19 protein-coding genes are annotated in these 26,961 nt (G+C 68.2%); 9 read left to right on the top strand and 10 right to left on the bottom strand.

All coding sequences use genetic code 11. The features are described from left to right. Positions 1-95 precede the first annotated feature (95 nt). The 5 genes from PZE19_RS06325 to PZE19_RS06305 all read right to left on the bottom strand — a co-directional run bounded on the left by PZE19_RS06325 (position 96) and on the right by PZE19_RS06305 (position 6,994). On the bottom strand, positions 96-1,472 hold the full coding sequence (locus tag PZE19_RS06325) for an OprO/OprP family phosphate-selective porin (protein ID WP_277859727.1): 1,377 nt from the start codon (positions 1,470-1,472) through the stop codon (positions 96-98). Between the two features lie 959 nt (positions 1,473-2,431). Beyond that, positions 2,432-3,241, bottom strand: a complete 810-nt coding sequence (locus PZE19_RS06320; protein WP_277859726.1) for a ZIP family metal transporter — start codon at positions 3,239-3,241, stop codon at positions 2,432-2,434. A 103-nt stretch (positions 3,242-3,344) separates the two neighbouring features. Then, the gene (locus PZE19_RS06315) at positions 3,345-3,542 is read right to left on the bottom strand and encodes a small basic protein (protein ID WP_277859725.1); all 198 of its coding nucleotides are present in this window, start codon (positions 3,540-3,542) and stop codon (positions 3,345-3,347) included. 89 nt (positions 3,543-3,631) lie between these two features. Beyond that, the gene (locus PZE19_RS06310) at positions 3,632-5,575 is read right to left on the bottom strand and encodes a chloride channel protein (protein ID WP_277859724.1); all 1,944 of its coding nucleotides are present in this window, start codon (positions 5,573-5,575) and stop codon (positions 3,632-3,634) included. A gap of 12 nt (positions 5,576-5,587) precedes the next feature. Beyond that, entirely contained in the window at positions 5,588-6,994 is a 1,407-nt protein-coding gene (locus PZE19_RS06305; protein WP_277859723.1) for an APC family permease, read from the bottom strand. Between the two features lie 131 nt (positions 6,995-7,125). On the opposite strand from PZE19_RS06305, the gene PZE19_RS06300 reads away from it, so the two are divergent. Together PZE19_RS06300 and PZE19_RS06295 are read left to right on the top strand one after the other, a co-directional pair. Next, positions 7,126-7,755 (top strand): cysteine hydrolase family protein, encoded by a 630-nt coding sequence (locus tag PZE19_RS06300; protein ID WP_277859722.1) that lies wholly within the window; start codon positions 7,126-7,128, stop codon positions 7,753-7,755. Positions 7,756-7,832: 77 nt separating this feature from the next. Continuing rightward, the gene (locus PZE19_RS06295) at positions 7,833-8,612 is read left to right on the top strand and encodes a tetratricopeptide repeat protein (RefSeq protein ID WP_277859721.1); all 780 of its coding nucleotides are present in this window, start codon (positions 7,833-7,835) and stop codon (positions 8,610-8,612) included. Here PZE19_RS06295 and PZE19_RS06290 read toward each other — a convergent pair. Both PZE19_RS06290 and PZE19_RS06285 read right to left on the bottom strand, forming a co-directional pair. After that, entirely contained in the window at positions 8,593-10,029 is a 1,437-nt protein-coding gene (locus PZE19_RS06290; RefSeq protein WP_277859720.1) for a DUF1501 domain-containing protein, read from the bottom strand. The two genes, PZE19_RS06295 and PZE19_RS06290, sit on opposite strands and share 20 nt — an antisense overlap. Positions 10,030-10,045: 16 nt before the next feature. Next, positions 10,046-13,192, bottom strand: a complete 3,147-nt coding sequence (locus PZE19_RS06285; RefSeq protein ID WP_277859719.1) for a PSD1 and planctomycete cytochrome C domain-containing protein — start codon at positions 13,190-13,192, stop codon at positions 10,046-10,048. 420 nt (positions 13,193-13,612) lie between these two features. Here PZE19_RS06285 and PZE19_RS06280 point away from each other — a divergent pair, with 420 nt between their 5' ends. From PZE19_RS06280 to purQ, 6 genes are all read left to right on the top strand, one after another. Continuing rightward, positions 13,613-15,226: an AMP-binding protein gene (locus tag PZE19_RS06280; RefSeq protein WP_277860349.1), complete on the top strand. Its 1,614-nt coding sequence runs from the start codon at positions 13,613-13,615 to the stop codon at positions 15,224-15,226. Positions 15,227-15,338: 112 nt separating this feature from the next. Next, on the top strand, positions 15,339-16,679 hold the full coding sequence (locus PZE19_RS06275; RefSeq protein ID WP_277859718.1) for a protein kinase domain-containing protein: 1,341 nt from the start codon (positions 15,339-15,341) through the stop codon (positions 16,677-16,679). Between the two features lie 150 nt (positions 16,680-16,829). Beyond that, the gene (locus PZE19_RS06270; protein ID WP_277859717.1) at positions 16,830-17,696 is read left to right on the top strand and encodes a prephenate dehydrogenase; all 867 of its coding nucleotides are present in this window, start codon (positions 16,830-16,832) and stop codon (positions 17,694-17,696) included. Between the two features lie 105 nt (positions 17,697-17,801). Beyond that, positions 17,802-20,657 carry a phosphoribosylformylglycinamidine synthase subunit PurL gene (gene purL, locus PZE19_RS06265; RefSeq protein WP_277859716.1) on the top strand — a complete coding sequence of 952 codons (2,856 nt, stop codon included), beginning with the start codon at positions 17,802-17,804 and terminating at the stop codon, positions 20,655-20,657. A gap of 83 nt (positions 20,658-20,740) precedes the next feature. Next, a complete protein-coding gene (locus PZE19_RS06260) occupies positions 20,741-21,583 on the top strand; it encodes an NYN domain-containing protein (protein ID WP_277859715.1) in 843 nt (280 codons plus the stop codon). A gap of 52 nt (positions 21,584-21,635) precedes the next feature. Continuing rightward, positions 21,636-22,412 (top strand): phosphoribosylformylglycinamidine synthase I, encoded by a 777-nt coding sequence (gene purQ / locus PZE19_RS06255; RefSeq protein ID WP_277859714.1) that lies wholly within the window; start codon positions 21,636-21,638, stop codon positions 22,410-22,412. Between the two features lie 42 nt (positions 22,413-22,454). Here the strand turns inward: purQ and PZE19_RS06250 are convergent, their stop codons facing one another. The 3 genes from PZE19_RS06250 to ispE all read right to left on the bottom strand — a co-directional run bounded on the left by PZE19_RS06250 (position 22,455) and on the right by ispE (position 25,130). Beyond that, positions 22,455-23,390: an alpha/beta hydrolase gene (locus PZE19_RS06250; protein ID WP_277859713.1), complete on the bottom strand. Its 936-nt coding sequence runs from the start codon at positions 23,388-23,390 to the stop codon at positions 22,455-22,457. A gap of 194 nt (positions 23,391-23,584) precedes the next feature. After that, a complete protein-coding gene (locus tag PZE19_RS06245; protein WP_277859712.1) occupies positions 23,585-24,220 on the bottom strand; it encodes a septation protein SpoVG family protein in 636 nt (211 codons plus the stop codon). 31 nt (positions 24,221-24,251) lie between these two features. Continuing rightward, on the bottom strand, positions 24,252-25,130 hold the full coding sequence (gene ispE, locus PZE19_RS06240; RefSeq protein WP_277859711.1) for a 4-(cytidine 5'-diphospho)-2-C-methyl-D-erythritol kinase: 879 nt from the start codon (positions 25,128-25,130) through the stop codon (positions 24,252-24,254). Positions 25,131-25,597: 467 nt separating this feature from the next. Here ispE and PZE19_RS06235 point away from each other — a divergent pair, with 467 nt between their 5' ends. Continuing rightward, on the top strand, positions 25,598-26,959 hold the full coding sequence (locus tag PZE19_RS06235; protein ID WP_277859710.1) for a sn-glycerol-1-phosphate dehydrogenase: 1,362 nt from the start codon (positions 25,598-25,600) through the stop codon (positions 26,957-26,959). Positions 26,960-26,961 lie beyond the last annotated feature (2 nt).

Genomic DNA, 26,961 nt, shown 5'->3' with positions numbered 1-26,961 from the left:
CAGCGTAGCGCCCGACGCCCGTGGTGACAAGCTTGAGTTTGCTGATCGAAACCAGGCCGCCCCGTCCGTTCATGAGGACGGGGCCGCGGCGGCGACTAGAAGTAGAGCTGGATGCGTGCCAGGAACAGGTCGTTCGTCTTGCTGGACTGGCCGACGTTCGTGAAGACCGGGTTGTTGAACTCCGAGTGCTCCCAGTCGAACATGAACTTCACGTACTGGTTGACGTGCCAGTTGAAGCCGAGGTCGGTGATGAACAGCCGGTTGGCCCAGAGGTTCGGGTCGGAGAGGCCCTGGCTGAAGACCTGCTGGCCGATGTCGAGATGCTGGTAGCGACCGGTGAGCTCCCAGGCGCCCAGGCCGAACTTGTCCGGATTGAGGTTGAACGGATGCAGGGGTTTGACGATGCCCAGGCCGCTGCGGGTCTCGCCGGTGAGCAGATACCCCGCCTGCACGTAAAACGCATCGATCGGCAGGCTCGTGCGATAGCTCAGGCGGTTGTTGAGGGCGTAGTCTTGCGTGCCGCTCGCCCACTCGCCGATCACCGCGAGCCGGCGATAGAACCAGGCCGCGTGCAGGTCCCAGAAGGTCATCGGGCCGACCTCGCGGACGTTGTTGTTGAACGCGAGGAACGGAACGCCCGCGACCGAGTTGCCCGAGGTCGGCACGATCGTCCGCAAGACCTGGGGGAACGGCAGGTTGTCGTTCGTCCCGCCGAACACCGAGCCGCCGACGTTGAAGTTCTCGAGGGCCGATCCCTCGGCGTTGTTGAACGGCTTCCAGTTGATGAAGGCCGAGACGAACTTCGAGTCGGTGTTGGCCACGTAGCCGTTGCGATTGCCGTTGAAGACGCCGGCCGCGTAGTCGACCGTCTTGTTGAAGAGGCGGCCGAAGCCCATCACGCCTTCGTCGCGGTTCTGGCCGAAGTTGTTGAAGAAGACCGAGCGTTCGGGCTGGATCAGGCCCTGGATCGGGTCGACGAGGAACTCATAGGTGAACGGCGTCTTGAAACGACCGGCCCGGACGCGGAATCTCGGATCGAAGTCGAAGTCGAGGAAGACGTCGAGCATGCTAATCGTGTCGAAGCCGTTGGCGAACGACAGGAAGTAGCCGATCGGCTTGGTCATTCGACCGCTGAACATCCACCACTGGCGAGGGATCAGGAAGCTGTCGCGCTCGGTCTGGTGGCCGCCCTGTTCGTAGCCGCGATACTCGAACTGGGTGAGGTTGTGGAACTGGAGGATGTACTCGTCGTCGTCGCTCCGCAACTCGAAACCCGGGCCGAACTTGACGTTGACCTTCTTGCTCTCGAGCGTCGCCGGGACGTCGAATCGTGACGAGGGGGGCGGGTTCGGCGGCAGCGACTGGCCCGGGGCCGAGACGCCGCCGGAGGCCGACGGGGCCGTCACGGTCGCGGGCACGCCCGTGTCCGGGGCCGCCGTGCCCGGCCTGCTGCTGACCCCGGCCGGTTCCATCGCGCCACCAGCGACGCCGACACCCGACGCCGTTGCTCCGGAAGCGGGCGCAGAAGCCGGTAAGGTCTGCATCCGGGTGGATAGGCGTTCCACCATCTGTTCAAGCTGGCGGACACGCTCTTCGAGGGCGGCTTCGCGAGGGGTGCCCACGGCGGCCTCCGGCCCCGACGGGTCGGGCGCGGGCGCCGTGGGAATCGAGGCCGCCGCGTCGACGGCCTCCTGAGTCGGGGCCTGCCGGGCCATGGCGTTCGAGGCGAAGAAGAGCCCGAGCGACGTCACGCACGCCGGGATTACACCCGAATTCCTCCCCTTTTGAAGACGGGGCATCATCCTCGTGTCCTCCACGGAGACCGCTCTCAAGACGTTCCTGGCACCAGGAAATCGCAACGGCGGATGTGTTCTCCTTCAGATCGGCGGTTGAATAGACGGTCTGTAGCGATAATTCCGATTCCTCCGGGCCGTCTCGGCCGAAACCCTTGAATCCCTTCCACTTCTCTCGATTCGCAACTCACGAGAAAAGTGATAGACTCTTCATAAATCGAGAGAAGCTCAGACGCGTCATAGCGCCAATCCACTGGGTTTGACTTCTCAAGCCACCACACCTCGGACGCTGATGTCCGATCCTTGTCGCGGAGCGACTCCCACAAGATCCACGCCGAGCGAGGTCGCCGGCGCGACCGTACCGGGGGGGAGGTCGCGGAGATCGCGGCCGATCGTGGTCCCCTTGGCGGCGGGGGCCCTGCTGGAGGCGGAGCGTGCGGCGCAACCCGTCGATGCCATCATGATGCATCCCAAAATGAAGATATGGGCGGCACCCGGCCTACAAGCGGGACGAACTGCGGATTTCATGACTCGATGCTCGCATGAGGAAAGAATCGGGCCCGAGACCGTGATCATGAGATCGACGGGCCTTACGCTCGGCTTGACGACGAAGCCGAAGCCGTCATGATCCTTCTCGTTCAAAGCATCTCGAGCGTCGACGTCCCGGCCATCAGGAGGAAGCCTGAGAGGAGGGCCGCGGAGAGCTTCAGCCGGTCGTGCGAGTGGAATTGCAGCTCGGGGAGCAGGTCGCTCAGCGAGATGCAGAGGAAGGTCCCCGCGGAGAACGCCAGGGCGATGGCCGTCAGCGCCTCGGCGTTGGAAGGGGCGAGTCGGTCGACGCCCACGAAGAAGAGTCCCGCTCCCAGCGGGATCATGAGCGCGAAGCCCAGATTCACGAGATGGGCGAGCCGGACCGGCACCCCGGCGCGGATCATCAGGGCGACGACGGTCATGGCGTCGGCCGGCTTGTGCAGGACCGTGGCGAGGAAGACGCCCCAGGCCATCCCCCCGACGCGACCCTGTTCCTTGTAGTCCGCGACGACGGCGCTGGCCAGCGCCACGCCGCCCACCAGCGAATGGACCGCCAGCCCGAACGTCGCCGTCCCCCACGAGAGGGTCTGGCCGACGACCTCGTCATGATCGTGGTGTGAATGATCGTGCCCGTCGACCTCGGCGGACTCGTGCTGGTGATACGAGAAGAACCGCTCCAGCAGGAAGAGGGCGAGCAGGCCGACGGCCGCCCAGCGGACGGTCCCCGGGCCCCCCATCTCGACCGATTCGGGGAGCATGTGGAAGAAGGCCGCACCCAGCATGGTGCCGGCCGAGAAGCTCAGGTAGGTCTGGAGCCGGGTGTGGGTCAGGACCAGGGCCAGCGGCGCCAGCCCCCCGAGCAAGCTCACCGCGACGATCAGGGCGCAATACGCCGTGAGGATGATGGGCATGGCCATCGGGGGCTCGAGCCTCGGGGAGAGGGCGCAGGATCAAACAAAATCCCCGACCAGAGGGCCGGGGATCGCCTGAACGCAGGGGACGAACGAAGGGGACGTCCGCTTACTTGGCCGCCGGACGCTTCGGGCCCGACTGGCCGGGGGCGAGGCGGCGCGACTTCGTCTTCGGCAGGTTGTACACCGCGCCGCCAGGAGCCCAACGCTCGTCTTCCTGCAGGAGGGCCAGGCGCTCGGCGCGGGTCAAGACGTTGCGCTGACCGGCCAGCCCGCTCGCCTTCTTGAGACTCTTGTCCATCGACATACGAACGACTCCAACAGCATTGCCGTCCCGTTTCCGTTTCCCGGGATTTTGAATCTCGAATCTTACCGCCCCCGCCCTCCCGACGCAAGTCAAGCTCGCGAGGCCGCATCGGCCGACGCGTCCGTCCCGGCCGGCCCCGTCGGATCGGTTCGGAGCGTCTCGATCAGCGACGAGTAGGCCGAGGTCAGCTCGCGGCGGCTCAGCAGGCCCACGAGGCGCGAGGGGTCCGCCGGGTCGACCACCGGGATCTCGTCCAGGTTCGATTCGGTCATCCGTCGGAGCGCCGTGTGCAGGTCGTCCTCGATCGTCACGGTGGCGATCGGCCGGGAAGCCAGGTCGTCGGCGATGACCAGCGGGCCCCATGATTTCGAACCGAGCAAAGCCAGTCGCAAGTCGCGGAGTGTGAAGACCCCGGTCAGCCGACCCTGGTCGTCGATGACCGGGAAGAGGCTCTCCGTGGACCCCGCCACCTTCCGGGCCACCTTTTCGAAAGGGAGCGAGGCGACCATAGGTTCAACTCCCACCGTCCGGACGCCGGCCGCGCCGACCTTGATCCGCGAGAGGACGTCGACCAGGAAATCGCCCTGGTGCGCCGGGCTGTCGATCGGCGTGGGCACCTGCTCCTCGTACAGTGTCCATCTCCGGGAGATCGCCATGTTCAGACCGCAGGCGAGCATCAGCGGGACCAGCAGGCTGTACGATCCGGTCATCTCGCTGACCATGACGATCGACGTGAGCGGCGTCTTCGAAACGCCCGCGAAGAAACCTCCCATGCCGACGAGCACGAAGGCCGACGGCTCGGTCGCCAGGCCGATGCCCAGGCTGTGCATCAACTGGCCGTAAGCGCCGCCGAGCATGCCGCCGATCAACATGGACGGACCGAACACGCCGCCGCTGCCCCCGGAGCTGATCGTGAAGCCTGTCGCCGCGATCTTCGCGACCGCCACGGCGAGCAACAGGCCCATCGACATGTTGGGGACGAAGGGCGACTCGCCCCGTCCCAGCAGATTCGGCGGCTCGCCGATCGCCCCCCACTGGACCCAGCCGTAGCCGCCCGCCATGACCTGAGGGAAGGCCAGGGCCAGCAGGCCGAGCATCGCGCCGCCGACGGCCGGCTTGAGCTGACGGGGGATCGGCAAGGGCTTGAAGGCTCGATCGCGTAGGCCGTAGAACGACCTCGTGTAGAGCCAGCCGACCGCCGCACAGAGGATCGTCAATCCCACGTACATCGGCAGGTCGGCCAGGCCCTGGAAATCCAAAGGAGGCATGGCGAAGACGGGCCGCGGCGTCACGAACAGGGCGAACGTCGAATAGGCCACGATGGCGCTCGCCAGGCAGGGCAGAAGCGCGGCGGATTCGAAGGCCGTCGAGGAATACAGGACCTCGCCCGCGAACAGGGCTCCGCCCAGCGGCGCGCGGACGATGGCCCCGACGCCGCCCGCCGCTCCGGCGAGCATCAGGATGCGTCGCTCGTCCGTGGGCAGGCGGAGCACCCGAGCCAGGAACGACCCGAATCCCGAGCCGATCTGGGCGATGGGCCCTTCCTGCCCCGCCGACCCTCCGGTGCCGATCGTCACGATCGACGCGATGGCCTTGATGAACGGCACCCGCGTTCGGATGAGCCCGCCGCCCTCGTGGAACGCCCGAATCATCGCGTCGGTCCCGTGGCCCTCGGCCTCGGGCGCGAACGTGAAGACCAGCCATCCGGAAATCAGGCCGCCGATCGTCGGGATCAGGATCACCATCCACCAGGGCCAGGGATAAGCGACGGCGTGCGCCTCCCCTTCCGGCGTCGGCGGCATCGCGAGATGCATCATGCCGCCGAGCACGTGCGTGTACATGAACTGCAGGGCGAGCAAAAACCCCACCGCACCCAGCCCCGCGACGAAGCCCACGGCAGGGCTGCAAAGGCCGGCCCGGCCGACGCCGGGCGTCGCCCAGAACGTCGCGAGCCGCCGCAGGGCCGCAGTGACCCTGGAAGGGCGACCCTGCGGGGCGGATGGAAGTGGAGAGACCGGCTCGGCGTCACGCATCGCGGATTCTCGTCAGCCTCGGGCCGCGGCCGGCTCGTCGCGAGACCGATGATCGCCGTCGTCGCGGCGAAAGGCGTCCCAGATCATGAAGACGACGACGCCCAGGACGAGCGACCCCAGGCCGTAAGCGATGATCATCCATTTGGAAGTCCCGAAGACGAACAGCCAGCCCACGAGCGCCACGATCGCCGGGATCGGGAAGAAGGGCATCCGGAACCGGAGCCGGGCCATGACCTCGGGGTTGCGCCGAAGCCAGAAGACGGTGGCGATCTGGCCGACGAACTGCACGAGGATCCGCGAGGTCAGGAGCGCCGCGATCACCGTCCCCAGGTCGGCCAGGCAGGCCAGCATCCCCAGGCCGCCGATCAGCATCAGCGAGCGGTGGGGGAAGTCGCCCTCGGCGTGCGTGGCCGCGAAGAAGCGTGGAAAGTGCCCGGCCTTGGCCGACGCGTAAGGGACCCGGCTGTACCCGAGCAGCGCGGCGAAAGTCGAGGCGAGCGCCGTCCAGATGATCATGACCGTCAGGAAGCCCGCGGCGCGGGAGCCCAGGACGCGTTCCATCATGTCGCTGGCGACGTGCGTCGACCTCATGGCGTCCTGCCAGGGGAGCACGCCGAGGATGCACACGTTCATCGTCAGGTAGATGGCGGCGATGGCCAGGACCGAGATCAGGATCGCCCGCGGGATCGTCCGCGAAGGGTCCTCGACCTCGTCCCCCAGGTAGCAGATCTGGTAGTAGCCCAGGAAGTCGTACATCGCGATCGCGAGCGCCATGCCCAGTCCGGTCGCGTTGGCGCTCGTCGCGTCCCACGCGTGTTCGGGGAACGAGAAAGCCAGCCGGGCGTCGAAGTGGGAGAGGCCCGTGGCGATCACCCAGCCCACGGTGAAGAGCATGCCGACCCAGAGGACGACCAGGAGCCGGCCCGCGACCTCGATCCGGCGGTAGGCCAGGAACGTCACCAGCCCCATCACGGCGACGCCCAGGACGTTGAACCAGGGCACCGGCGAATCGAGGCCGGGGATGATCACGCCCCAGTTCCAGGCGGGCTGCTGGAGCTGGGGGAAGAAAAAGCTGACGTACTGCGCCAGGCCGATCGCTCCGGTGGCGACTTCGAGCGGCCCGCTGAACAGGAACTGCCACACGAACAGGAACTTGAGGGACCGCCCCAGGAGCGACTCGCCGTACGCGGCGTCGAAGAAGTGGTACGTCCCCCCCGACCCCGGGAACGCCGACGCCAGCTCGCACCAGACGAACCCGTCGGCGAGCGCCACCACGGCGCCCAGGATCCAGCCCAGCATCGCCTGGGGTCCGCCCATGGTCGCGATGATGGCCGGGATGGTGATGAACGGGCCCACGCCCACCATCATCGACATGTTCAAGCTGACCGCCTGGAGCAGGCGCAAGCGACGTTGCAGCATCGATACGTCCCGGTCGTCCTGGTTCCCCTGGCGTCTTCGAGCTTCCCATCTTGGGGCGGCATGGCCTTTGCCGCAATCCCCGGTCGACGGACGTTCGCCGAGGCGACGATTTCGACACCAGGATCACACCCATGTCAGGCAAGATTTCCGACCTCCACGGCTTCGTCCCCGACAAGGCCGACGGGGCGCTGCTGCTCATCGACGTCGTCAACCGGTTCGACTTCCCGGACGCCGAGGAACTGCTGTCCCAGGCCCTACCGATGGCGGATTCGCTGGCGACGCTCGCCGATCGCGCCCGCGCCGCGGGCGTGCCCGTGATCTACGTCAACGACAACTTCGGCCGCTGGCGGTCGGACTTCGCGAGCCTCGTCGAACACTGCCTGGAGGCCGACGCACCGGGCCGGGAATTCGTGTCTCGGCTCAAGCCGGAGGAGTCGGATTACCAGGTGCTGAAGCCCAAGCACTCTGGGTTCTTCTCGACGACACTCGGGACCCTGCTCGAATACCTGGGGACGAGGACCCTGATCCTCGCCGGCGTGACGGCCGACATCTGCGTGCTCTTCACGGCCAACGACGCCTACATGCGCGACTACCACCTGATCATCGCCGAGGACTGCGTCGCGGCCGTCGACGAGGAGGACGCCCGCGTCGCGCTGAAGCTGATGCGACGCGTCCTCAAGGCCGACGTGAAGCCTTCGGCCGAGATCGACCTGGAAAGCCTGGCCCATTTCGGAAAAAACGGCGCGCAGGTGCGATATTGAAAACGTACAATCAAGAACGCGGGCGGCCATCGAGTGCCGTCGTCGCCGTCTCTGTCGTGTCGTTGCGGAGTTCTACGATGAAGATGCTCCTGCGGACCGGACTCGGGCTCTTCCTGGCGGCGACGCCGCTGGCCTCGTGGGCGGGCGACTTCCTGGCCGAATCGGACGCCGCCGGCGCCTGGCAGTATTACAACAACATGGGGTGGCACGCCTTCTACGACGGGGACATGGACCTGGCGCGCGACCGCTTCGCCAAGGCGATCGAGACGGTCCGGCCCTACGAGAAGAAATTCCCGAGGCTCATGTCGCGCAGTTGCCACGACCTGACTCGCGTGCTGTGCGCGAAGAAGCGTTACGCCGACGCCGAGCCGATGGCGAAGTGGGTGATCGAGGCGCGTGAGCACGATGCATGGACCCGCGACGACGTCATGTTCGACAGCCTCTACCTGCTGGCCGTCATCCATCGCGAGCAGCATCACGAGGCCGACGCGGTCCCGGTGCTCCGCAAGGCGATGGCGATCGAGGAGAAGCACGTCGGCCCTTCCGACGCCCGGCTGGCCCTGACCATCAAGGAACTCGCCGACCTGGAAGCGAAGATCGGCGACTATCAGGAAGCCGAGGCCCACTACCGCCGCGCGATCCACATCCACAAGCGACACGCCGCGACGAACCTGGACCTCGCCGAGGCGATCGGCGGCCGGGCCGACGTCCTTGAACGGCTAGGTCGGGTCGCCGACGCCCGGGCCGCGCAGGCCGAGGCCGAGACGATCCGGGACGAATGCGCAGGCGAGCCCAGGTTGGCCGATCACCTGACGACGCCCCTGGCCGCGCGGGTCGTCAGGCCAGCAACTCGTTGACGACCTTGCCGTGGACGTCCGTCAGGCGGAAGTCGCGGCCCTGGAAGCGGTACGTCAGCTTCGTGTGATCGAAACCGAGCAGGTGCAGGATCGTCGCGTGCAGGTCGTGGACGTGGACCTTGTCCGTGGCGACGCCGAAGCCCAGGTCGTCGGTCTCGCCGAAGCTGACGCCCGGCTTCGCTCCGCCGCCGGCCATCCACATCGTGAAGGCGTTGGGGTGGTGGTCGCGGCCGTCGGAGCCCCCCTGCACCATCGGCGTGCGGCCGAACTCGCCGCCCCACACGACCAGGGTGTCTTCCAGCATCCCGCGTTGCTTCAGGTCCCGGATCAACGCGGCGCAGGCCTTGTCGGTGTCGGCGCAGTTGTGCTTGAGGTCGGCGACGAGGTTGCCGTGCTGGTCCCAGGCCTCGTGGAAGATCTCTACGAACCGCACGCCACGTTCAAGCAGGCGGCGGGCCATCAGGCAGGTGCCGGCGAACGACCCCTTGCCGGGCTCGACGCCGTACATGTCCAGGATATGCTGCGGCTCCCGCGTCAGGTCCATGACGTCGGGGGCCGACATCTGCATCTTGAAGGCCGTCTCGTACGAGTTGATCCGCGTGGCGATCTCGGGGTCGCCCATCGCGTCCAGACGCATGGCGTCGAGCTTGTGGACGGCGTCGAGCGAGTCGCGCTGGATCTCCTGATCGACGCCTTCGGGGTTCGAGAGGTAGAGGACCGGGTCGCCGCCCGTCCGGAACTGGACGCCCTGGTAGACGGTCGGCAGGAAGCCGCTGCCCCAGTTCGAGTTGCCGCCGCTGGGCCCCTTCTTGCCCGTGCTGAAGACCACGAAGCCGGGCAGGTCGTTCGCCTCGCTGCCGAGTCCGTAGCAGGTCCAGGCGCCCACGCTGGGGCGGCCGAAGATCATCGAGCCGGTGCTCATCATGATCTGCCCCGGCGCGTGGTTGAACGCGTCGGTCGACATTCCCTTGATCACGGTCAGGTCGTCGACGACTTTGGCGAGATTCGGCAGCAACTCCGAGACCTCGATACCCGACCGGCCGTGTTTCGCGAACTTGAACTTGGGGCCGAGCAGCTTGGCGTCGGGATTGATGAACGCCGCGCGATAGCCCTTCAGCAGCTCGGGCGGCGGCAGCGTGCCGTCGAACTTGGCGAGCTGGGGCTTGTTGTCGAACATCTCCAGGTGCGACGGCCCGCCGGCCATGAACAGGAAGATCACGCGCTTCGCCTTGGGGGCGAAATGGGGCGATCGCGCCGCCATGGGGTTCGCGCCCGCCGGCGACGTCGCGCCGGCCGATCCCGCGATCAGCTCGCGGAGCGCCATCGCGCCCAGGCCCACGCCGCACTGGCCGAGAAACCATCGCCGCGAGACGTTCAGGGGATCGATCCCCCGATGCTGACGATCCTGGCAGTTCATGGGAGGGCTCCCGGGCTCATTCCTTGGTGATCGTCTCGTCGAGATTGAGGAGGACCCGCGCGACGACCGTCCAGCTCGCGTGCTCGGCGGGCGAGCCCCCCCCCGCGCCCGAGAGCTTGGCGGGGTCGATCGCGCCGGAGGCGAACCGTGCGGCCTGCCTGTGCAAGAGGTCGGTGAGGACCTGAACCTCCTGCTCGGTGGGCTTCCGGGAAAGACACCGGCGGAAGGCGTAGGCCAGACGCTCCGCGTCGTTCGCCCCGCCCTCCTTGAGGGTGAGGGCCGCCAGCGAGCGGGCCGCGTCGAGCGAGACGGGCTCGTTGAGCATGGCGAGGGCCTGCAGCGGCGTGTTCGAACGGGTGCGGCGGACGCAGGCGAAGTCGCCGTTGGGGGCGTCGAACGCCTGGAGGATCGGATAGGGGATCGACCTGTACCGGAACGTGTAAAGCGCCCGACGATACTTCGCCTGGCCGGTCGCCTCGGGCCACGGCTTGGGGCCGTAGCTCGCGGGCGGCAGGAACAGGAATGCGGGGGCCGGCGGATTCACGCTGGGGCCGCCGATCGTCGGGTCGAGCAGGCCGCCCGCCGCCAGGACCACGTCGCGCACGACCTCGGCGTCGGCCCGGACGCGGGCGCCGCGGGCGAGCAGTCGGTTATACGGGTCCTTCGCCGTCAGCTCGGGCGTCGAACGCGAGGTCTGCCGGTAGGCGTTCGACTCGACGATCAGGCGGTGCAGCTGCTTCAGGCTCCAGCCCCGATCCATGAACTCGACGGCAAGCCAGTCGAGCAACTCGGGATGAGACGGCGGATCGCATTGAGATCCCAGGTCCTCGCTCGTCGACGTCAGGCCGGTGCCGAAGTACGCCTGCCAGATCCGGTTGACGATCGAGCGAGCGGTGGTCGGAGCCTTGCGATCGACGAGCCACTCCGCGAACGTCAGTCGCGACGGCGAGGCATCGGACGGCGGCGGGTTCAGGAAGGTCGGCATGCCCGGCTGGACGACCTCGGCCGGCTTGAGGAAGTCCCCGCGCTCGAGGCGATGGGTCTCGCGCGGGCGATCGCGAAGCACGAGCTGCGACGATCCCTCGGGGTGCTGCTTCCAGAGGGCCTCGATGCGGTCGTTCGCCTCCTTCCATTCCGGCACGGTCGTGCGGAAGTGGCGGAAGACGGCGGCGGTTTGTTCGGGAGTCCGCTTTTCGGGAACGATCGCCAGGATTTCGCGGACCGGGGCGGGGGTCGGGTCGGCCTGGGCGTCGGCCGCCTCGGTCACGGAGAAGCGGAAGCGGCCGAGGTTGTTGTTCTGGTTGTCGTCGCTGTTCCACCCGCCGTGCTGCTGGGCCAGCCGGAACGTCAGGATCACGCCGGCGGGGAATGCGACCGGCTTGTCGAGGACGAAGACCGCCTTGCGCGGGACGTTGCGACGGCCCTGCCCCACGTCGATCCCCCAGGCCGTCTCCACCTTCCGATCGAAGGCGAAGGCGATGGGACCGGTGACGCGTTTCTTGCCGCTCTTGTCGTCGAAGATCGGATCCAGGACGGCCTCGGGGGGCGCGACGTCGGCTGTGGCCCGGACGATGGCGATCTCTTTCCGCTCGTTCGGCCTGTCGGCCGGCGCAGCTTCGACATGGAACTCGGTGAGGGCGAGCAGGCCCTTGGTCGAGCGGCCCGGCCCGGAGAGCGGCAGGCTCGGGTCGTTCAGCAATTCGAGCTGGACGGCCGCAACGGCCGGGACCGGCTTGAGCGCCGTGAAGCCGTCGGTGTGGATCGTCGGGGCGTAGCCCGAGGCCAGGATCGAGCCGTCTTCCAGGAGCGTATGTTTCTGGCCCGTGCCGTTGTTGGCGTCGACGTCGGTCCGGACGACGCTCCACTTCGGCCCCGGGTCGCGGACCGAGTCTTCCCACGAACGCATCCGCTCGGCCCAGTCCGGGTGGGACTTGCGGAGGTCGTCTTCGACCTGCGCGACCGTCGCGACGATTTCATCGCGCTTCTTCCGTTCCTCGGGCGTGTAGACCGCGACGGCGGACTCGTCCACGTTGTTGAGGAAGGCGAGCATGCGATAATAATCGGTCTGCTTGATGGGGTCGTACTTGTGGGTGTGGCACTGGGCGCACTGGATCGTCAGGCCCAGGACGGCCTTGCCGACGGCGTCCATGCGGTCGAACATCGCCTCGACCCGGAATTGCTCGGGATCGACGCCCCCCTCCTCGTTGATCATCGAGTTGCGGAGGAAGCCGGTGGCGACGAGCTGATCCTGGTCGGGGTTGGGCAGGAGGTCGCCGGCGAGCTGCTCCACGATGAAACGATCGTACGGCAGGTCGCGATTGAGCGCCTGGACGACCCAATCGCGGTAGAAGTGGACGATGCGGGGCTTGTCCTTCTCGTAGCCGTCGGAGTCGGCGTAACGCGCGGCGTCGAGCCAGACGCGTCCCCAGCGCTCGCCGTAATGGGGGGAATCCAGCAGCCGGTCGACGAGGCGGTCGTAGGCGTCGGCCCGGTCGTCGGCGAGGAATGCGTCGACCTCGGCGATCGTCGGCGGCAGGCCGATCAGGTCCAGGCTCAGCCGCCTCAGGAGCGTCACCTTGTCGGCCTCGGGGGACGGGGCCAGGCCTTCCCCGTCCAACCGCTTGAGGATCCACGCGTCGATCGGATTTCGGACCCACCCGGGCCGCGAGACCTGGGGCGACTCGGGCCGGGCGGGGGGGATGAACGCCCAGTGGCCCTCGTACTCGGCCCCCTCGGAGATCCATTTCTGGAGCGTCTGCGTCTCATCGGCCGTGAGCGGCTTGCCGGTCTTGGCCGGAGGCATCCGCTCCTCGGGATCGTCGGTGGTCGCGCGGCGGATCAGCTCGCTCTTGTCGGCGTCGCCGGGGATGATGGCGGGATCTCCGCTCGACGCGGGGGCCGTGGCGAATTGGAACGTGTCCAGCCGGAGCTTCCCCTTGCGCTGGGATTCGTCCGGGCCGTGGCACTGGAAACACTTGTCCGAGAGGATCGCCCGCACGTCGCGGTTGAAGCCGACGGTCTTGGTCGCGGGCGAGGTCCCGCCCGGCTCGCCGGCCTCGATCGGCCTCGGATGCGCGGCGACGAGGACCGCGACGGCGATCCCGAGTGACGGCCCGAACCGGCGACGCCCGAGTCCCACGATCCGCCCGAATACCTTCATCATCGTCCGTCCTCGCCACGGTCACGAACGGGAAAGCCCACGCATCGGCGGGATGACGACCGGACCTCCCGACGCGGGTGATTGTACCCGCTTCGCCCGGGGGTTGCGAACGTGTTGATTATCGCCCTGGACCGCGAGCCTCGGCGCGTCCCATGGATAAGGATCGGGCTCCGTCTCTCGGGACCGAGGCGCTGCCGGCCCGCGACTCCGTATTCGCTCGGATTGGGCCGGAAGGTACAAGCATGTTTCGCGCCAGGGCGAGGTTGTCGGGACGCCGTCGTTCGCGTAAAGTGGGCGGTCCCGTCACATCGCCGGAAGTAAGGGTCATGGGTCGTGTTAGAGATCGTTCCGGGAGCCCCGTCCATGAGCGTTAGCGATCCCGTCGCAGGTCACGTTTCGGGCCCGGGCGAGCATGGCCACGGAATATTCCGGCCGCTTTCGCCGCTTCCGACCGCGTGGCGCTCGCTTTTGCACGCGTTCGTCATCCAGGCTCGTCGGATCCCCGGCCGAATCGCCATGCGCGACAGCACGGGGGCCAAGCTGACCTATAGCGAGACGCTGATGCGTGCGGCGGCCCTCAGCCGGGTCTTCGCCCGCGAGCTTGGTGAAGAGGAATACGTCGGCCTGATGCTGCCGCCGATGGTCCCGTCCGCGGTGGCGAACCTGGCGCTCGGGCTCCTCGGCAAGGTCGCGGTCAACCTGAACTACACGACGAACCAGGCGATGGTCGACTCGGCCGTCGAGCAGTGCGGCATCCGCAAGGTCATCACGTCGGCGCGGGTCCTGGAGAAATGCCACATCCGACCGAAGGTCGACCTGGTGATGCTGGAGGACGTGCCGGCCAAGGTGCGGACGACCGACAAGATGTTCGCGGCCTTCACGGGCAAGCTCGCGCCGATGGCCCTGCTCGAGCGCCTCATGCCGGGCCTGGGGACGCGGAAGCTGGACGACCTGGCGACGGTGATCTTCACCTCGGGCTCGACCGGCGACCCCAAGGGGGTGATGCTCACCCATCGCAACATCCTGAGCAACGTCCACCAGGTCGAGGAGCAGATCCACCTCGACGACCAGGAGGTGATCCTGGGGATCCTGCCGTTCTTCCATTCGTTCGGGTACACCATCGGCCTGTGGACGGGCCTCGTCCTGGGCAAGACGGTGGTCTACCACTTCAACCCGCTCGACGCCCGGACGATCGGCAAGCTCTGCGACGAGCACGACGTCACGCTGGTCGCGGGGACGCCCTCGTTCACCAGGATGTACCTCAAGAGCTGCAGCCCGCAGCAGTTCCACGCCTTGAAGCACCTGCTCTTGGGCGCCGAAAAGCTCAAGGACGAGACCTATCGCGAGATCAAGGAGATCCTCAAGATCGAGCCCATGCAGGGCTACGGCACGACCGAACTCTCTCCCGTGGTCGCGGTCAACGTGCCGGCCCCGGCGAAGCTCCCCGACGGCCGGACGATCTATGCGAATCGGCCGGGCACGGTCGGGCTTCCCGTCCCCGGGACGGCCGTGAAGACCGTCGATCCCGAGTCCGGAGCCGACCTGCCGCCGGGCGCGACCGGCTTGATCTGCGTGAAGGGCCCCCAGGTCATGCCGGGATACCTGAACAAGCCCGAGGCCACCGCCAAGGTGCTCATCGACGGCTGGTATTCCACGGGCGACCTGGGCTTCGTGGATCAGGACGGCTTTTTGACGATCACGGACCGAATCAGCCGGTTCTCGAAGATCGCCGGCGAGATGGTCCCTCACGTGGGCGTCGAGACCGCGATCATGGCCGCCGCGGGCGTCGACGAGCACGCGGTGGCCGTGACGGCGATCCCGGACCCCAAGCACGGCGAGCGGCTGTGCGTCCTCTACACCAACCTGAACGCCACCCCCGACGAGATCCATCGCCGGCTCGTGGCCGCGGGCGTCCCCCGGCTCTGGATCCCCTCCGTCCGCGACTTCGTGTCGATCGAGGAGGTCCCCATCACCGGGACCGGCAAGATCGACCTTCGCGCCCTCCGCGAACTGGCCGTCAGGCAGCCCGTCGCCTGATCCGAAGGTGCCGGAAAGGGGCGGCCCTCCGCGTCGAAGGATACATCTCGGGGCCCGAATCTGGTAGAAAGGATGACGGCGGTGAGGTTGAGGTGCCGCGTCGGAGAGCCGCATGGACCTGCTGCTGCGCGTGACGTCCGGGCCGCATTCGGGTGAGGAGCAGCGGATCGATCGGTCCGACCCCTTCATCGTCGGCCGCTCCTCGCGTGCCGCCTTCCCCATGGTTCGCGACCTGCTCCTCTCCCGCGACCACTTCCGCATCGAGAAAAAGGAACAGGTCTACCACCTGATCGACCTGGGCAGCACCAATGGCACCAAGGTCAACGGCCTCCGAGTCGAGCGCGTCATGCTCCGCGAGGGGGACGTGATCACCGCCGGCCAGAGCGCGCTCGAAGTCCTGGTCTTCGGGTCCAACCCCGGCGGGACCGTTGCGGCGTCCTGCGTCGGCTGCGGGGCCCGGATCTCCCCGCCGCTCCTCCCGGCCGAATCCGGCTCGGGCGAATCGACTGGCGTCATTCCCCCCGGGGACATCGACGCCCTCGACGCCAACCTCTGCTCGGCCTGCCGGGCCATGCGGCGGAGGTTCCCCGAGACGGACCCCGACTTCCTGATCGACGAGCTGATCGGCGAAGGGGGCATGGGCGAGGTCTATCGCGCCACCCAGCTCTCCACCGGCCGCCGCGTGGCGATCAAGATGATGCTGGCCAACGCGACGGCCGACGACAAGGCCTTCAACTACTTCCGGCGCGAGATCCACGTCCTCAAGAATCTGCTGACCCCCGGCGGCAAGGGGCATCCGGGGATCGTCGAATTCTACGACTTGTTCGAGGTGGACGGACACTACCAGCTGATCATGGAGTTCGTGGACGGCCGGAACGCCCTGGAGTGGGCCCGTCTGTTCCAGCCGCTCCCCGTCGCGACGGTGGCGCTGATCGGCCGTCAGCTCCTGTCGGCCCTGGCCTATTCCCACGGCAAGGGTTTCGTCCATCGCGACGTCAAGCCGTCGAATCTGCTGGTGATGGGCCCGGTCCACCGGCCGCGCGTCAAGTTGTCGGACTTCGGGCTCGCCAAGAGCTTCGCCGAAGGCAACCTCTTCTCGACGATGACGCGGCAGGGGGACGTGGGCGGCTCGACCGGGTTTCTCTCGCCCGACCACATCCGCGAGTTCCGCGACGTCAAGGAGCCGGCCGACGTCTACAGCGCGGGGGCGACGCTCTACTACTTGCTCACGAACGAATACCCCTATTACGGCTTCAACCCCCGACAGGCCAATTCGTACGAGCTGATCCTCGAATCGCCGCCGATCCCGCTGCGGGCGTTCCGCCCCGACGCCCCCGAGGAGCTGGAGAACATCCTCCAGAAAGCCCTCCAGAAGCAGCCCAGGGCCCGCTGGAAGTCGGCCCAGGCGATGAGCGACGCCTTGCAGGAGCTGGTGCTGATCGGCCAGTCCTGAGGCTGCGCGCGCAGGCCGGCCCCTGCGAATCTCTCTCGTTTCGCGCCGGCGATGTCGCTAAGATGGACGGACCGAATCGCGGGGCCGCATGGCTTTCCGAACGATCGAGCCGGTCGTGCGGCGTAGGAATCCTGGGGCGGGGGTCGAGTCTTGGATCGTCTGGGAACTGTGGCCGTCGTGGGGGTCGGTCTGATCGGCGGTTCGATCGGCCTGGCCCTGCGCGCCCGCGGACTGGCGGCCGAGGTGGTCGGCGTGGGCCGCGACCTGGCGAGTCTTCAGCAGGCCAGAGAACGAGGAGTGATCGACCGGGCGACGACCGATCTCTCCCGCGGCGTGGCCGAGGCCGACGTCGTCGTCGTCTGCACCCCCGTGGGCCGCATCGCCGAGGACGTCCGACACGCCGCCGAACTTGCACCGAGATCGGCGCTCATCACCGACGCCGGCAGCACGAAACGCGGCATCGTCGAGGCCGTCGAGCGCTCCTCCCCCCGTGCGGCCGAGATGTACGTCGCCGCGCATCCCCTCGCGGGCTCCGAGCGTTCGGGATCGGCCTTCGCCCGGGCCGACCTGTACCAGGACCGCGTCTGCGTCCTCACCCCGACCGCCCGGACCGCGTCCGATCGCTTGCGGCGGGCGCGCGAGTTCTGGGCGGGCCTGGGCTGCCGGATCGTCGAGATGGGCCCCGCCGAGCACGACGAGGTGGTGGCCTACACCAGCCACCTGCCCCACGCGCTGGCGGCGTCGCTGGCCGCCGCCGTGCCGGCCGACTGGCATCCGCTGGCCGCGGGCGCGTTCCGCGACGGGACCCGCGTGGCCGGGGCCGACACCGAACTCTGGACCGCGATCTTCCGGGACAACCGCGGCCCCCTGATGAACGCCGTGGCCAAGCTCCAGGACCGGCTGTCGTCGCTCAAATACGCCCTCATGAACGACGACGAAGAGTCGATCCGGCGCTGGTGGAGCGACGCCCGGGCCCGTCGCCTCCTGTTCGAAGCCCAGCAGCCGCCCGAAGCCTAGTCGCGCCGAATTCGACAGGAGGTCGGACGACCGCCTCGGCGGCGAGCCCGACGAAGCCTTCGCAGCCGACCCTCTGAAAAACCTTTTCAATTGTTGAAATTAAGCATGCTCTGGCATCTCGACATCGCCCCCGCGTCCGATCGGCCCGACTCGACCGGCCTCCGCATCGCGCAGGACGCCCTGGAATCGGGCCTGGCCGGCCCGTGGCGCATCGCCGCCAGCCGAGGGTTCCTCGTCGAGGGGCCGCTCACGGCCGCCGAACTCGGCGACGCGGCGCGGCAGGTCCTCGTCGACCCCGTGGTGGAATCCTTCCGCGTCGAGCCCTGCCCGGCCGCCGATGGGCTGGCCGCGACCATCGTCCACGTCTTCCCCAAGGCGGGCGTGACCGATCCCGAGGGCGAGAGCGCCCTGGCCCTGTTGCGAGACCTCGGGTATGCGGTCGACGGGGCGCGGAGCATCCGCAGCTACCGCGTGGAAGGTCCGGCGGACCTGGTGCCGCGGCTGATCCAGCGCGTGCTGGCCAACGACGCCGTCGAGCAGGCGGTCGTCGGCCCCCTTCACCTCGATCATCTGGGGGAGGGTCGCCCCTACGACTTCGCCCTGATCGTCGTCCCGATCCGGGCGATGGACGACGCGACGCTCGTGAAGACCAGCAAGGACGGCCAGCTCTCGCTGAGCCTGGCTGAGATGCACACGATCCAGGCCCACTTCCGTGAACTGGGACGCGACCCCACCGACTGCGAGTTGGAGACGCTTGCGCAGACCTGGAGCGAGCACTGCTCCCACAAGACGCTGCGCGGCCGGATCGACTTCGACGGCGCGCCGATCGCGAACCTGCTCAAGCGGACGATCTTCTCGGCGACCCAGGAGCTGGACCTCGACTGGCTCGTGAGCGTCTTCTCGGACAACGCCGGCGTGGTCCGGTTCGACGACGAGTACGACGTCTGCTTCAAGGTCGAGACGCACAACCATCCCTCGGCCATCGATCCCTACGGGGGATCGAACACCGGCATCGGCGGCGTGATCCGCGACGCCCTGGGCACCGGCCTGGGTGCCAAGCCGATCTGCAACACCGACGTCTTCTGCGTCGCCCCGCCCGACATGTCGCCCGACCGGCTGCCGGCGGGCGTCCTGCACCCCAAGCGCGTCCTGAAGGGCGTCGTCGCCGGGGTCCGCGACTACGGCAACCGGATGGGGATCCCCACGGTCAACGGCGCCCTCGCGGTCGACCCGGCCTACCTGGGCAACCCGCTGGTCTTCTGCGGGACCGTCGGCGTCCTGCCGCGCGGGAAGGCGTTCAAGAGCGTCGAGCCCGGCGACCGCATCGTCGCGCTCGGCGGCCGGACCGGTCGCGACGGGATCCACGGGGCGACGTTCAGCTCGGTCGAGCTGACGAGCGAGAGCGAGTCGATCTCGGGCGGCGCCGTGCAGATCGGCAACGCGATCACCGAGAAGATGGTGCTCGACGTCATCGTCCGGGCCCGCGACCTGGGCCTCTTCCGCGCCCTCACCGACTGCGGCGCCGGCGGCTTCAGCTCGGCGGTGGGCGAGATGGGCGCCGACACCGGCGCGGTCGTCGACCTGGAGAAGGCCCCGCTCAAGTATCAGGGCCTATCCTACACCGAGATCTGGATCTCCGAGGCCCAGGAGCGGATGGTCCTCGCCGTCCCCCCGGAATCGTGGCCCGAGTTCCGCGACCTCTGCGAGCTGGAAGGCGTCGAGGCCACCGACCTCGGCGAATTCGTGGACACCGGCCGCCTCACCCTCCGCTACCACGGCCAGGTGGTCGGCGACCTGGCGATGGACTTCCTCCACGAGGGTCGGCCCGACGTCGTCCGCTCCGCGACGTACAAGGCTCCGGAGCCCCGGGCGATCGACGCCCCGGCCTCCGCCGACTTCACGGCCGATCTGCTGGCGATCCTGGGCCACTGGGACGTCTGCAGCAAGGAATGGATCGTCCGCCAGTACGATCACGAGGTCCAGTCGCGCACCGTGGTCAAACCCCTGGTCGGCGAGCGCGAGAACGGGCCCGGCGACGCGTCGGTGATCCTGCCCGTCGTCGGCTCGAATCGCGGGCTCGCGGTCTCGTGCGGGATCAATCCCCGGTACGGGCGGCTCGACCCCTACGCGATGGCCGCCTGCGTCATCGACGAGGCCGTCCGCAACTGCGTCGCGGTGGGGGCCGACCCGGATCGCATCGCGCTCCTCGACAACTTCTGCTGGGGGAATCCGGAACGTCCCGAAACCCTGGGGACACTCGTCAGGGCCGCGCAGGCCTGTCGCGACCTGGCGCTCGCCTATCGGACGCCGTTCATCTCGGGCAAGGACAGCCTGTACAACGAGTACGCCCACGAGGGCAAGAGCCTCGCGATCCCCCCCACGCTCCTCATCAGCGCCATCGGCCAGGTGCCCGACGTCCGCCGTTGCACGACGATGGACTTCAAGGCCGCCGGCAACCTGATCGTCCTGCTGGGGACGACCCGGCTCGAATTCGGCGGTTCGTTGTTCGCGGAAGCCCGTCGTCTCGAAGGCGGCGTCGTGCCGGCGGTCGACGCCAAGCTCGGGCTGGCCATCTTCAAGGCCCTCCATCGGGCGATCTCGCAGGGACTGGTTCGAAGCTGCCACGACCTCAGCGAGGGCGGCCTGGCCGTCGCGCTCGCCGAATCGGCCTTCGCCGGCCGGATCGGCGCCGAGGTCTCCCTGCGGGACGCGCCCCGGGACGCCGGGGCGTCCTCCGACGCCGCCCTGCTCTTCTCGGAGTCGCCCTCGCGATTCCTGCTGGAAGTCGAACCCGCCCGCTTCGAAGCGCTCGCCGAGGCGCTCGCCGGGCTGCCGTTCGCGAAGCTCGGCTCGACCGTCGCGGCGCCCCGCCTCGTGGTCGACGGCCTCGAGGGGGGCCGCGTCCTCGACGCCTCGCTCGACGACATGGAAGCGGCCTGGCGCCGCCCCCTGGACTGGTAGCCGAACATGGAGCGCCCGCCCCGGGGGCGCATCGTTATGGATGAATCTTTAAATGATATAGTCGATATGTTGAGGGGATTGGGATGATGTTGAGGTTCGTCACCTTCGTGGACGGTTCGAATCTGGACGGCGTGTTGAAGCATCTGAATCTGAGGGTCGACGACTACGGCGCATTCTATCGGCACGTGTTCGAACAGAGCGTCCACTACTGGGGCCGGACGTTCGCCGAGGGCTCGAACTGGCCCACCGCCCAGCACTCGCGGATCTACTGGTACGTGGTCGGCAAGATGGACGAGTGGGACCTCAACGATCCCAAGGCCGAGGCCCGGCTCCGGGCCCGCTTCGAGGTCAACCCCCGGCTTCGCGACGCGTACGTCGAGGACGTGGTCCGGCGCCATCCGGACCTGTCGCCGGAACGGCGGATGGAGGAGGCCTGGGGCCTCTGCTTCGCCGAGACCCGCGAGTGGTACGACGGCAAGCGGCGGGCTCTCGAACGCAAGAAGCGGTTCTACCACGGCGTCCAGTCGGCCACCGACTTCGTCGAGATCCGCCAGGAAGGCCACTGGAAGGTCGACCTGCTGCATCACACGGTCAACGAGAAGGGGCTCGACACCAGCCTCGCCGTCGACATGGTGGCGCTCCAGGACACGTACGACATCGCCCTCCTGATCTCGGGCGACGCCGACGGCATCCCGGGGATCAACTACGTCAAGAGCCGCGCCAAGCACGTCGGCGTCGCCGAGTTCCGCAAGGGGTCGCCGGCCGATTTCCCCGCCAAGGGGACCTCGTCGCGGCTGAAGATCGCGGCCGACTTCGTCGTCCAGGTCTACGAATCCGAACTGCTCCGACGCAACCTCGCCTATCGCGCCGCCGAGCCCGACTACCAATCGTCGTCCTCCTACGGGTCGGCCGATCCTTCCTACTGACCCGACATCCTCCGACCGTTCGACGGCGACATCGAAAGGGATCCAGACCGTTATGGCCACGCCTCGCGTGATCGTGCTGAGGGCGCCCGGGACGAACTGCGACGAGGAGACGGCCGAGGCCTGGAGCCGCGCCGGGGCCCGGCCCGAGACCTGGCACGTCGGCCGCCTGCTGGAAGAGCCGCATGCGCTCGACCTGTTCCAGATCCTGACCATCCCGGGAGGCTTCTCCTACGGCGACGACCTGGGCGCCGGCCGCATCCTGGCCACGCATTTGGCTCGCGGGCTGGGCGACGCCTTGCGCCGGTTCCACGACCGCGGCGGCCTGATCCTGGGGATCTGCAACGGCTTCCAGGTGCTGGTCCGATGCGGACTGCTCCCCGGCGGCGAGGCCCCCTGCCCCGCGACTCTCGCCCACAACGAGTCGGGCCGCTTCGAGGCGCGCTGGATCACTCTCTTGCCCCGGCCGGGCCTTTCGCCGTTCGTGTCGTTCACCGAGCCGCTCGACCTCCCGGTCGCGCACGGCGAGGGACGCTTCCTGCTCGCCGATCCGGCGGTTATGGGAAAGCTCGACGACGCCGGCCGGATCGTCCTGAAATACGCCGACGCCCGACGCGAGCCGACCCAGGATTATCCGGCGAACCCGAATGGCTCTCCTTTTGCGGCCGCGGGAGTCTGCGACGAGACCGGCCGCATCTTCGGCCTCATGCCCCATCCCGAGCGCTTCGTCTCCCCGCTGCACCACCCCCGCTGGACACGCCTGGGCGACGCCCTGGGCCCGGAAGGACATGGCCTGAAGATCTTCCGCGGGGCCGTCGCCGCCTTGAGTTGAGGACGAGACGCGTCGGCCAGGGTTCGAATCGCCGAGGAGGCCTCAGCGATCCGTCTTCGCCGCCAGATCGAGGATCGCCTGATCCATGCGCCGGCCGGCCAGGTCGAGGAAATCGTTGTGCTCGGCCTGGTCGATCACGAGCCTCGCCGGCGGTGACTTCGCCGCGGCGGCGAGGCGCTCGAACATGCGGAACGGGACGAGGGGATCGCGGCGTCCGTGCCCCAGGAGGATTGGGCAGGTCAGCTTGGGGATTTTTGACAGGCTGTCGAACTTGTCGATGAACAGGAAGGCGGGCGGCGGCAGCGGGAAGAAGGTCCGGGACATGCCCCGGACGCTGGTGAACGTGCTGAACGCGAAGAGCCCGCCGACGGTCCGCCGCGAGGCCAGGTCGATCGCCACCGCGCCCCCGAGCGACCAGCCGCCGACGACGATCCGTTCGGCCGGGAACCCGCGTGACCGGAGGAATTCGTAGCAAGCCTCGGCGGTCTGGCGACAGCCGACCTCCGACGGCTTGCCGCCGCTCATCCCGTAGCCAAGGTAATCCGGGATGATCACGTTCAATCCCAGCCGCCGGAAACGGTCGAGCTCGAGCGACGAGTAGGCCAGGCACATCGCATTGCCGTAGAAGAAGACGAGCGCGGGCCGCGACGCGGCGTCCGCCAGCGGCATGCCGTCGGGATCCTGGGCCGGGCTGAACAGGGCGACGACCTGGCCGCCGGGCGTGGGCAGCTTGACCAGTTCCTCGCCGACCCCGGCGCGGACGACGGACTCGGGCTTTCCCTGGGATGATGAGCCGGGGAAGATCAGGCTCGCCTGGAAGGCGTACAGGGCGGCGAAGAAACCCAAGAGGATCAGCCCCGTCAGGAGTAGGAACCGTTTCGCCAGGCGAAAGAGCCGCACGACGGTGGTCGGCGCGGGCGGCGAGGCGGACGGATCGCCGAGGTTCTCTTGGACGGTGAGCGTCGAATCCGTCGCCATGTGGGTGCCTCCGCGCCAGCGGACGAGCCGGGCTCGATGACGCGTGCGACGTTCGTCGTCGCCAGCCATCGAATTATGGGCTTCCGGGACCAGGCGACGCCATCGAAAACGAAAAAAGCCGGGGCCGACGCCAGCCTCGACGAGGCTGAGGTCGGACCCGGCTTGGGGGCTTCGATCGCGGTCGGTGGGTCGACTCAGAGGCCGTTGCCGAACGTGCCGTCGCGGTGCTGCTCGGAAGCGATGCCTTCGGGCGTCCCTTCCTTGCGATGGGCGACGTGGGGGCCGCGGAGGATCGACTGGCCGGCCCGCGAGTGCTGGGTGTGGCCGCGGAGCGGGCCGCGACGGAGCGGGGGCTCGCCGGCGTGGGCGGCCGGGGCGTGGCCGTCGAACGGCATCTCGAAGTCGTCGGTCTCGTAGTCGTCGTAGCGCGAGACGTAGCCCGGCATCTTGGCTCGTTCGAGCTCCTCGGCGTAGGAGGCGAGCACGGCGGCCTGGATCTTCTCGCGGCACATGGAGTTGATCGGGTGGGCGATGTCGGCGTGGAGCTTGGCGCGCCCGTCCGCGTCGCGCAGGGCGCGGTTCTCGTCGAGTCGGCATCCGCACTGGTTGCAGAAGCGGCTCCGGAGGTGGTTCTTGGTGCTGCAGTTGTGGCAGCGGTCGGTGAGCTTCCGCGAGGGCATGGCGACGAAGAAGCCCTTGGCGCCCTCGATGATCTTGAGGTCCCGGATGACGAACATGTCGTCGAACGTGATGCTGCAGAAGGCCTGCAGCCGCTCGTTGCTCCCCGAGTTGTCTTCCATGAGCTTGATGCGAACTTCGGTGATCTCCACAGCCGGTACTCCTTTACGAGGCGTTCTCTGCTCAGGGGCCGCAGGTCACGGCCCGGACCCATCCTAGTCCGAGCGGCTTGAGGACTTCCGCGGCGCGTTCCGCCGCTTCGCGATCTCGGCCGAGGCCGAAATAGGCGGAACCGCTGCCGCTCATCAACGACCCGCACAGGTGCGGATCCAGACCCGCCAGGGCGTCCCGCACGCGGGCGAGCTCCGGACGGATCGACTCGGCGACTCCCTGGAGCCGGTTGAACAGGCCGCGACCCAGCTCGGACGGGGACCCGAGGGCCAGCGCGTCCAAAATCGGTCCGATCGACCTGGGCTCTTGGGGCGGTTTCAGGCGACGGTAGACGTCGGCCGTGCTGAGGCCGACGGTGGGGGCGACCAGGACGAAATGCAGGGGGATCGGGAGGGACACGTCTTCCACCAGCTCGCCCCGACCGCGGCAGACCGCCGCCGGACCGTGCAGGAAGAAGGCCACGTCGCTGCCGATCCGTCCCGCCATCTCGGCGAGCCGTCCCGGGGGCGTCTTCAAATCCCAGAGGCGATCCAGCGCCGCCAGCGTCGCCGCCGCGTCGCTCGACCCGCCGGCCAGGCCCGCCTGGGCCGGGATCGCCTTCTTCAAGGCGATCCGCACCCCCGACCGATGACCCGACTCCGACTTCAGAAGCTCGGCCGCACGCACCACCAGGTTCCGGCCGTCGACCGGCAGGCTCGGGTCGTCGCACTCCAGCGCGACGCCGTCCCCCTCCTCCTCGCGGAAGGTCAGCTCGTCGAACATGTCGACGGCCACCATCAGCGATTCGACCTCGTGGTAGCCGTCGGGCCGACGCCCCGGCACCTCCAGGAACAGGTTCAACTTCGCCGGCGCGAGGACCTCCACGCCCCCGGCGATCGAACGGACGATCATCGGCCGAGCACTCCTTCATCCATCGCCCGCCCCAGGGCGGACGAGCCGGATTCGCGAGCCTCGCCGCGAACGACGGATGCCGGGAAGACCCGCGTCGAGGCCGCCTCGCTTACGTTCCAGTATGGTCGGCGGGCGTCGGCGTTCAAGGCGGTCTTCCTCGGCTTATCGTAGCCCTTTCGGGCCCCGTTCTGCGGAGTTTCTATCCCCTCGTCCGGATCCCGGCAAGATCGAAAAACCGCTTAAGTCGAAATCGCGTCGGCATTCGCGACGCGAGACTTTTACTTTTTTTCAAAGCCATCCGATCGACCCCGGTCGAGCCTTGAAATCCCGCGCCGGAGGCGATCTCGCGACGGTCTGGACTCGCGCCACCCGTTGTCGTCGTCGGCCGCGCCGTGGCAGAATGGCGGCTCGCCCGACGCCGCCACGTCCCTGCGCCTCGCCGACGTTCGCTGAACCCGGAGGCAGGCATGATCACGGTCGCCTCGCCCGACGCCCCGCTGCTGGAGAAGGCCCTTCGCGCGGCCCGCGACACGCGACATCTCGCGGTCGGCGAGGGCCTCCGCCACATCGCGGCCGAGAGCTTCGCCTCGGCGTTCGGGTCGGCCGCCGCCGTGATCGTGGCCGACGCCAACACGTTCGAGGCCGCGGGCCGCGACGTGCTGGCCGCCTTCCAGCGCGAGGGCGTCTCCTATGAAACGCCCTTCCTCTTCGGGACGGACGTGCGCGCAGACTTCGAGGACGTCGAGCGGCTGGAGGCCGCGCTGAGGGAACTGGAGGCCGTCCCCGTCGCCGTCGGCTCGGGGACGATCAACGACCTGACCAAGCTGGTCGCGCATCGTCTGAGGCGACCCTACATGACCGTCGCCACCGCGGCCTCGATGGACGGATACACGGCCTTCGGGGCGTCGATCACGCATCACGGCTCGAAACAGACCTTCGACTGCCCCGGCCCCCGCGCCGTCGTCGCCGATCTCGAAGTCATCGCCGGGGCCCCCGACGGCATGAACGCCTCGGGCTACGCCGACCTGCTGGCGAAGAACGTCGCCGGTGCCGACTGGACCCTCGCCGAGGCCGCCGGAGTCGAGCCGATCGATCCCGACGTCTGGCAGACGGTCCAGGGCCGGCTCAGGTCCTGGATCGGCTCGCCGGCGGGAGTGGCGTCCCACGATCCGGACGCCCTGCGCGGGCTGGTCTCCGGGTTGCTGATATGCGGCTTCGCGATGCAGGCCCATCAGACCAGCCGCCCGGCCTCGGGGGCCGAGCACCAGTTCAGCCACCTTTGGGACATGCAGGATCACATCTTCCGCGGCGTCGCGCCGTCGCACGGCTTCAAGGTCGGCATCGGCACGCTGGCGTCCCTGGCGTTGTATCAGGACCTGCTCGCTCGCGAGTTGGAAACAATCGACGTCGGCCGCGCCGTGGCCGCCTGGCCCACCTTCGAGCAGGACGATCGGCGCATCGCGAGACTCTTCGTCTCGGACGCGCTCGCCGGCAAGGCGGCCAAGGAGACGAGGGCCAAGCATCCCTCGCCCGACGAACTCGCCGATCAGCTCCTCCGCCTTCAGCGCGAGTGGCCCGCCCTGCGAGAGCGTCTGGCCCGGCACCTGATCCCCTTCGCCGAGGCTCGCGACCTCCTTCGCGCGGCCGGCTGCCCCGATCGGCCGGAGGCGATCGGGATCTCGTCTCGTCGGCTTCGCGATTCATTCGAGCAGGCGTACTTCATCCGCCGCCGGTTCACGATCCTGGACGTCTTCCGTAGGTTCGGGATCCTCGAAGACGCCCTCGAATCCATCTGGGCTCCGACAGGTCCATTCGGTGACGCACCTTAAAT

This window comes from Paludisphaera mucosa (genome assembly GCF_029589435.1).
Classification (GTDB): Bacteria; Planctomycetota; Planctomycetia; order Isosphaerales; family Isosphaeraceae; genus Paludisphaera; species Paludisphaera mucosa.
Note: the sequence above shows the minus strand (reverse complement) of the source record. Positions and strands in the feature narration are given on the sequence as shown.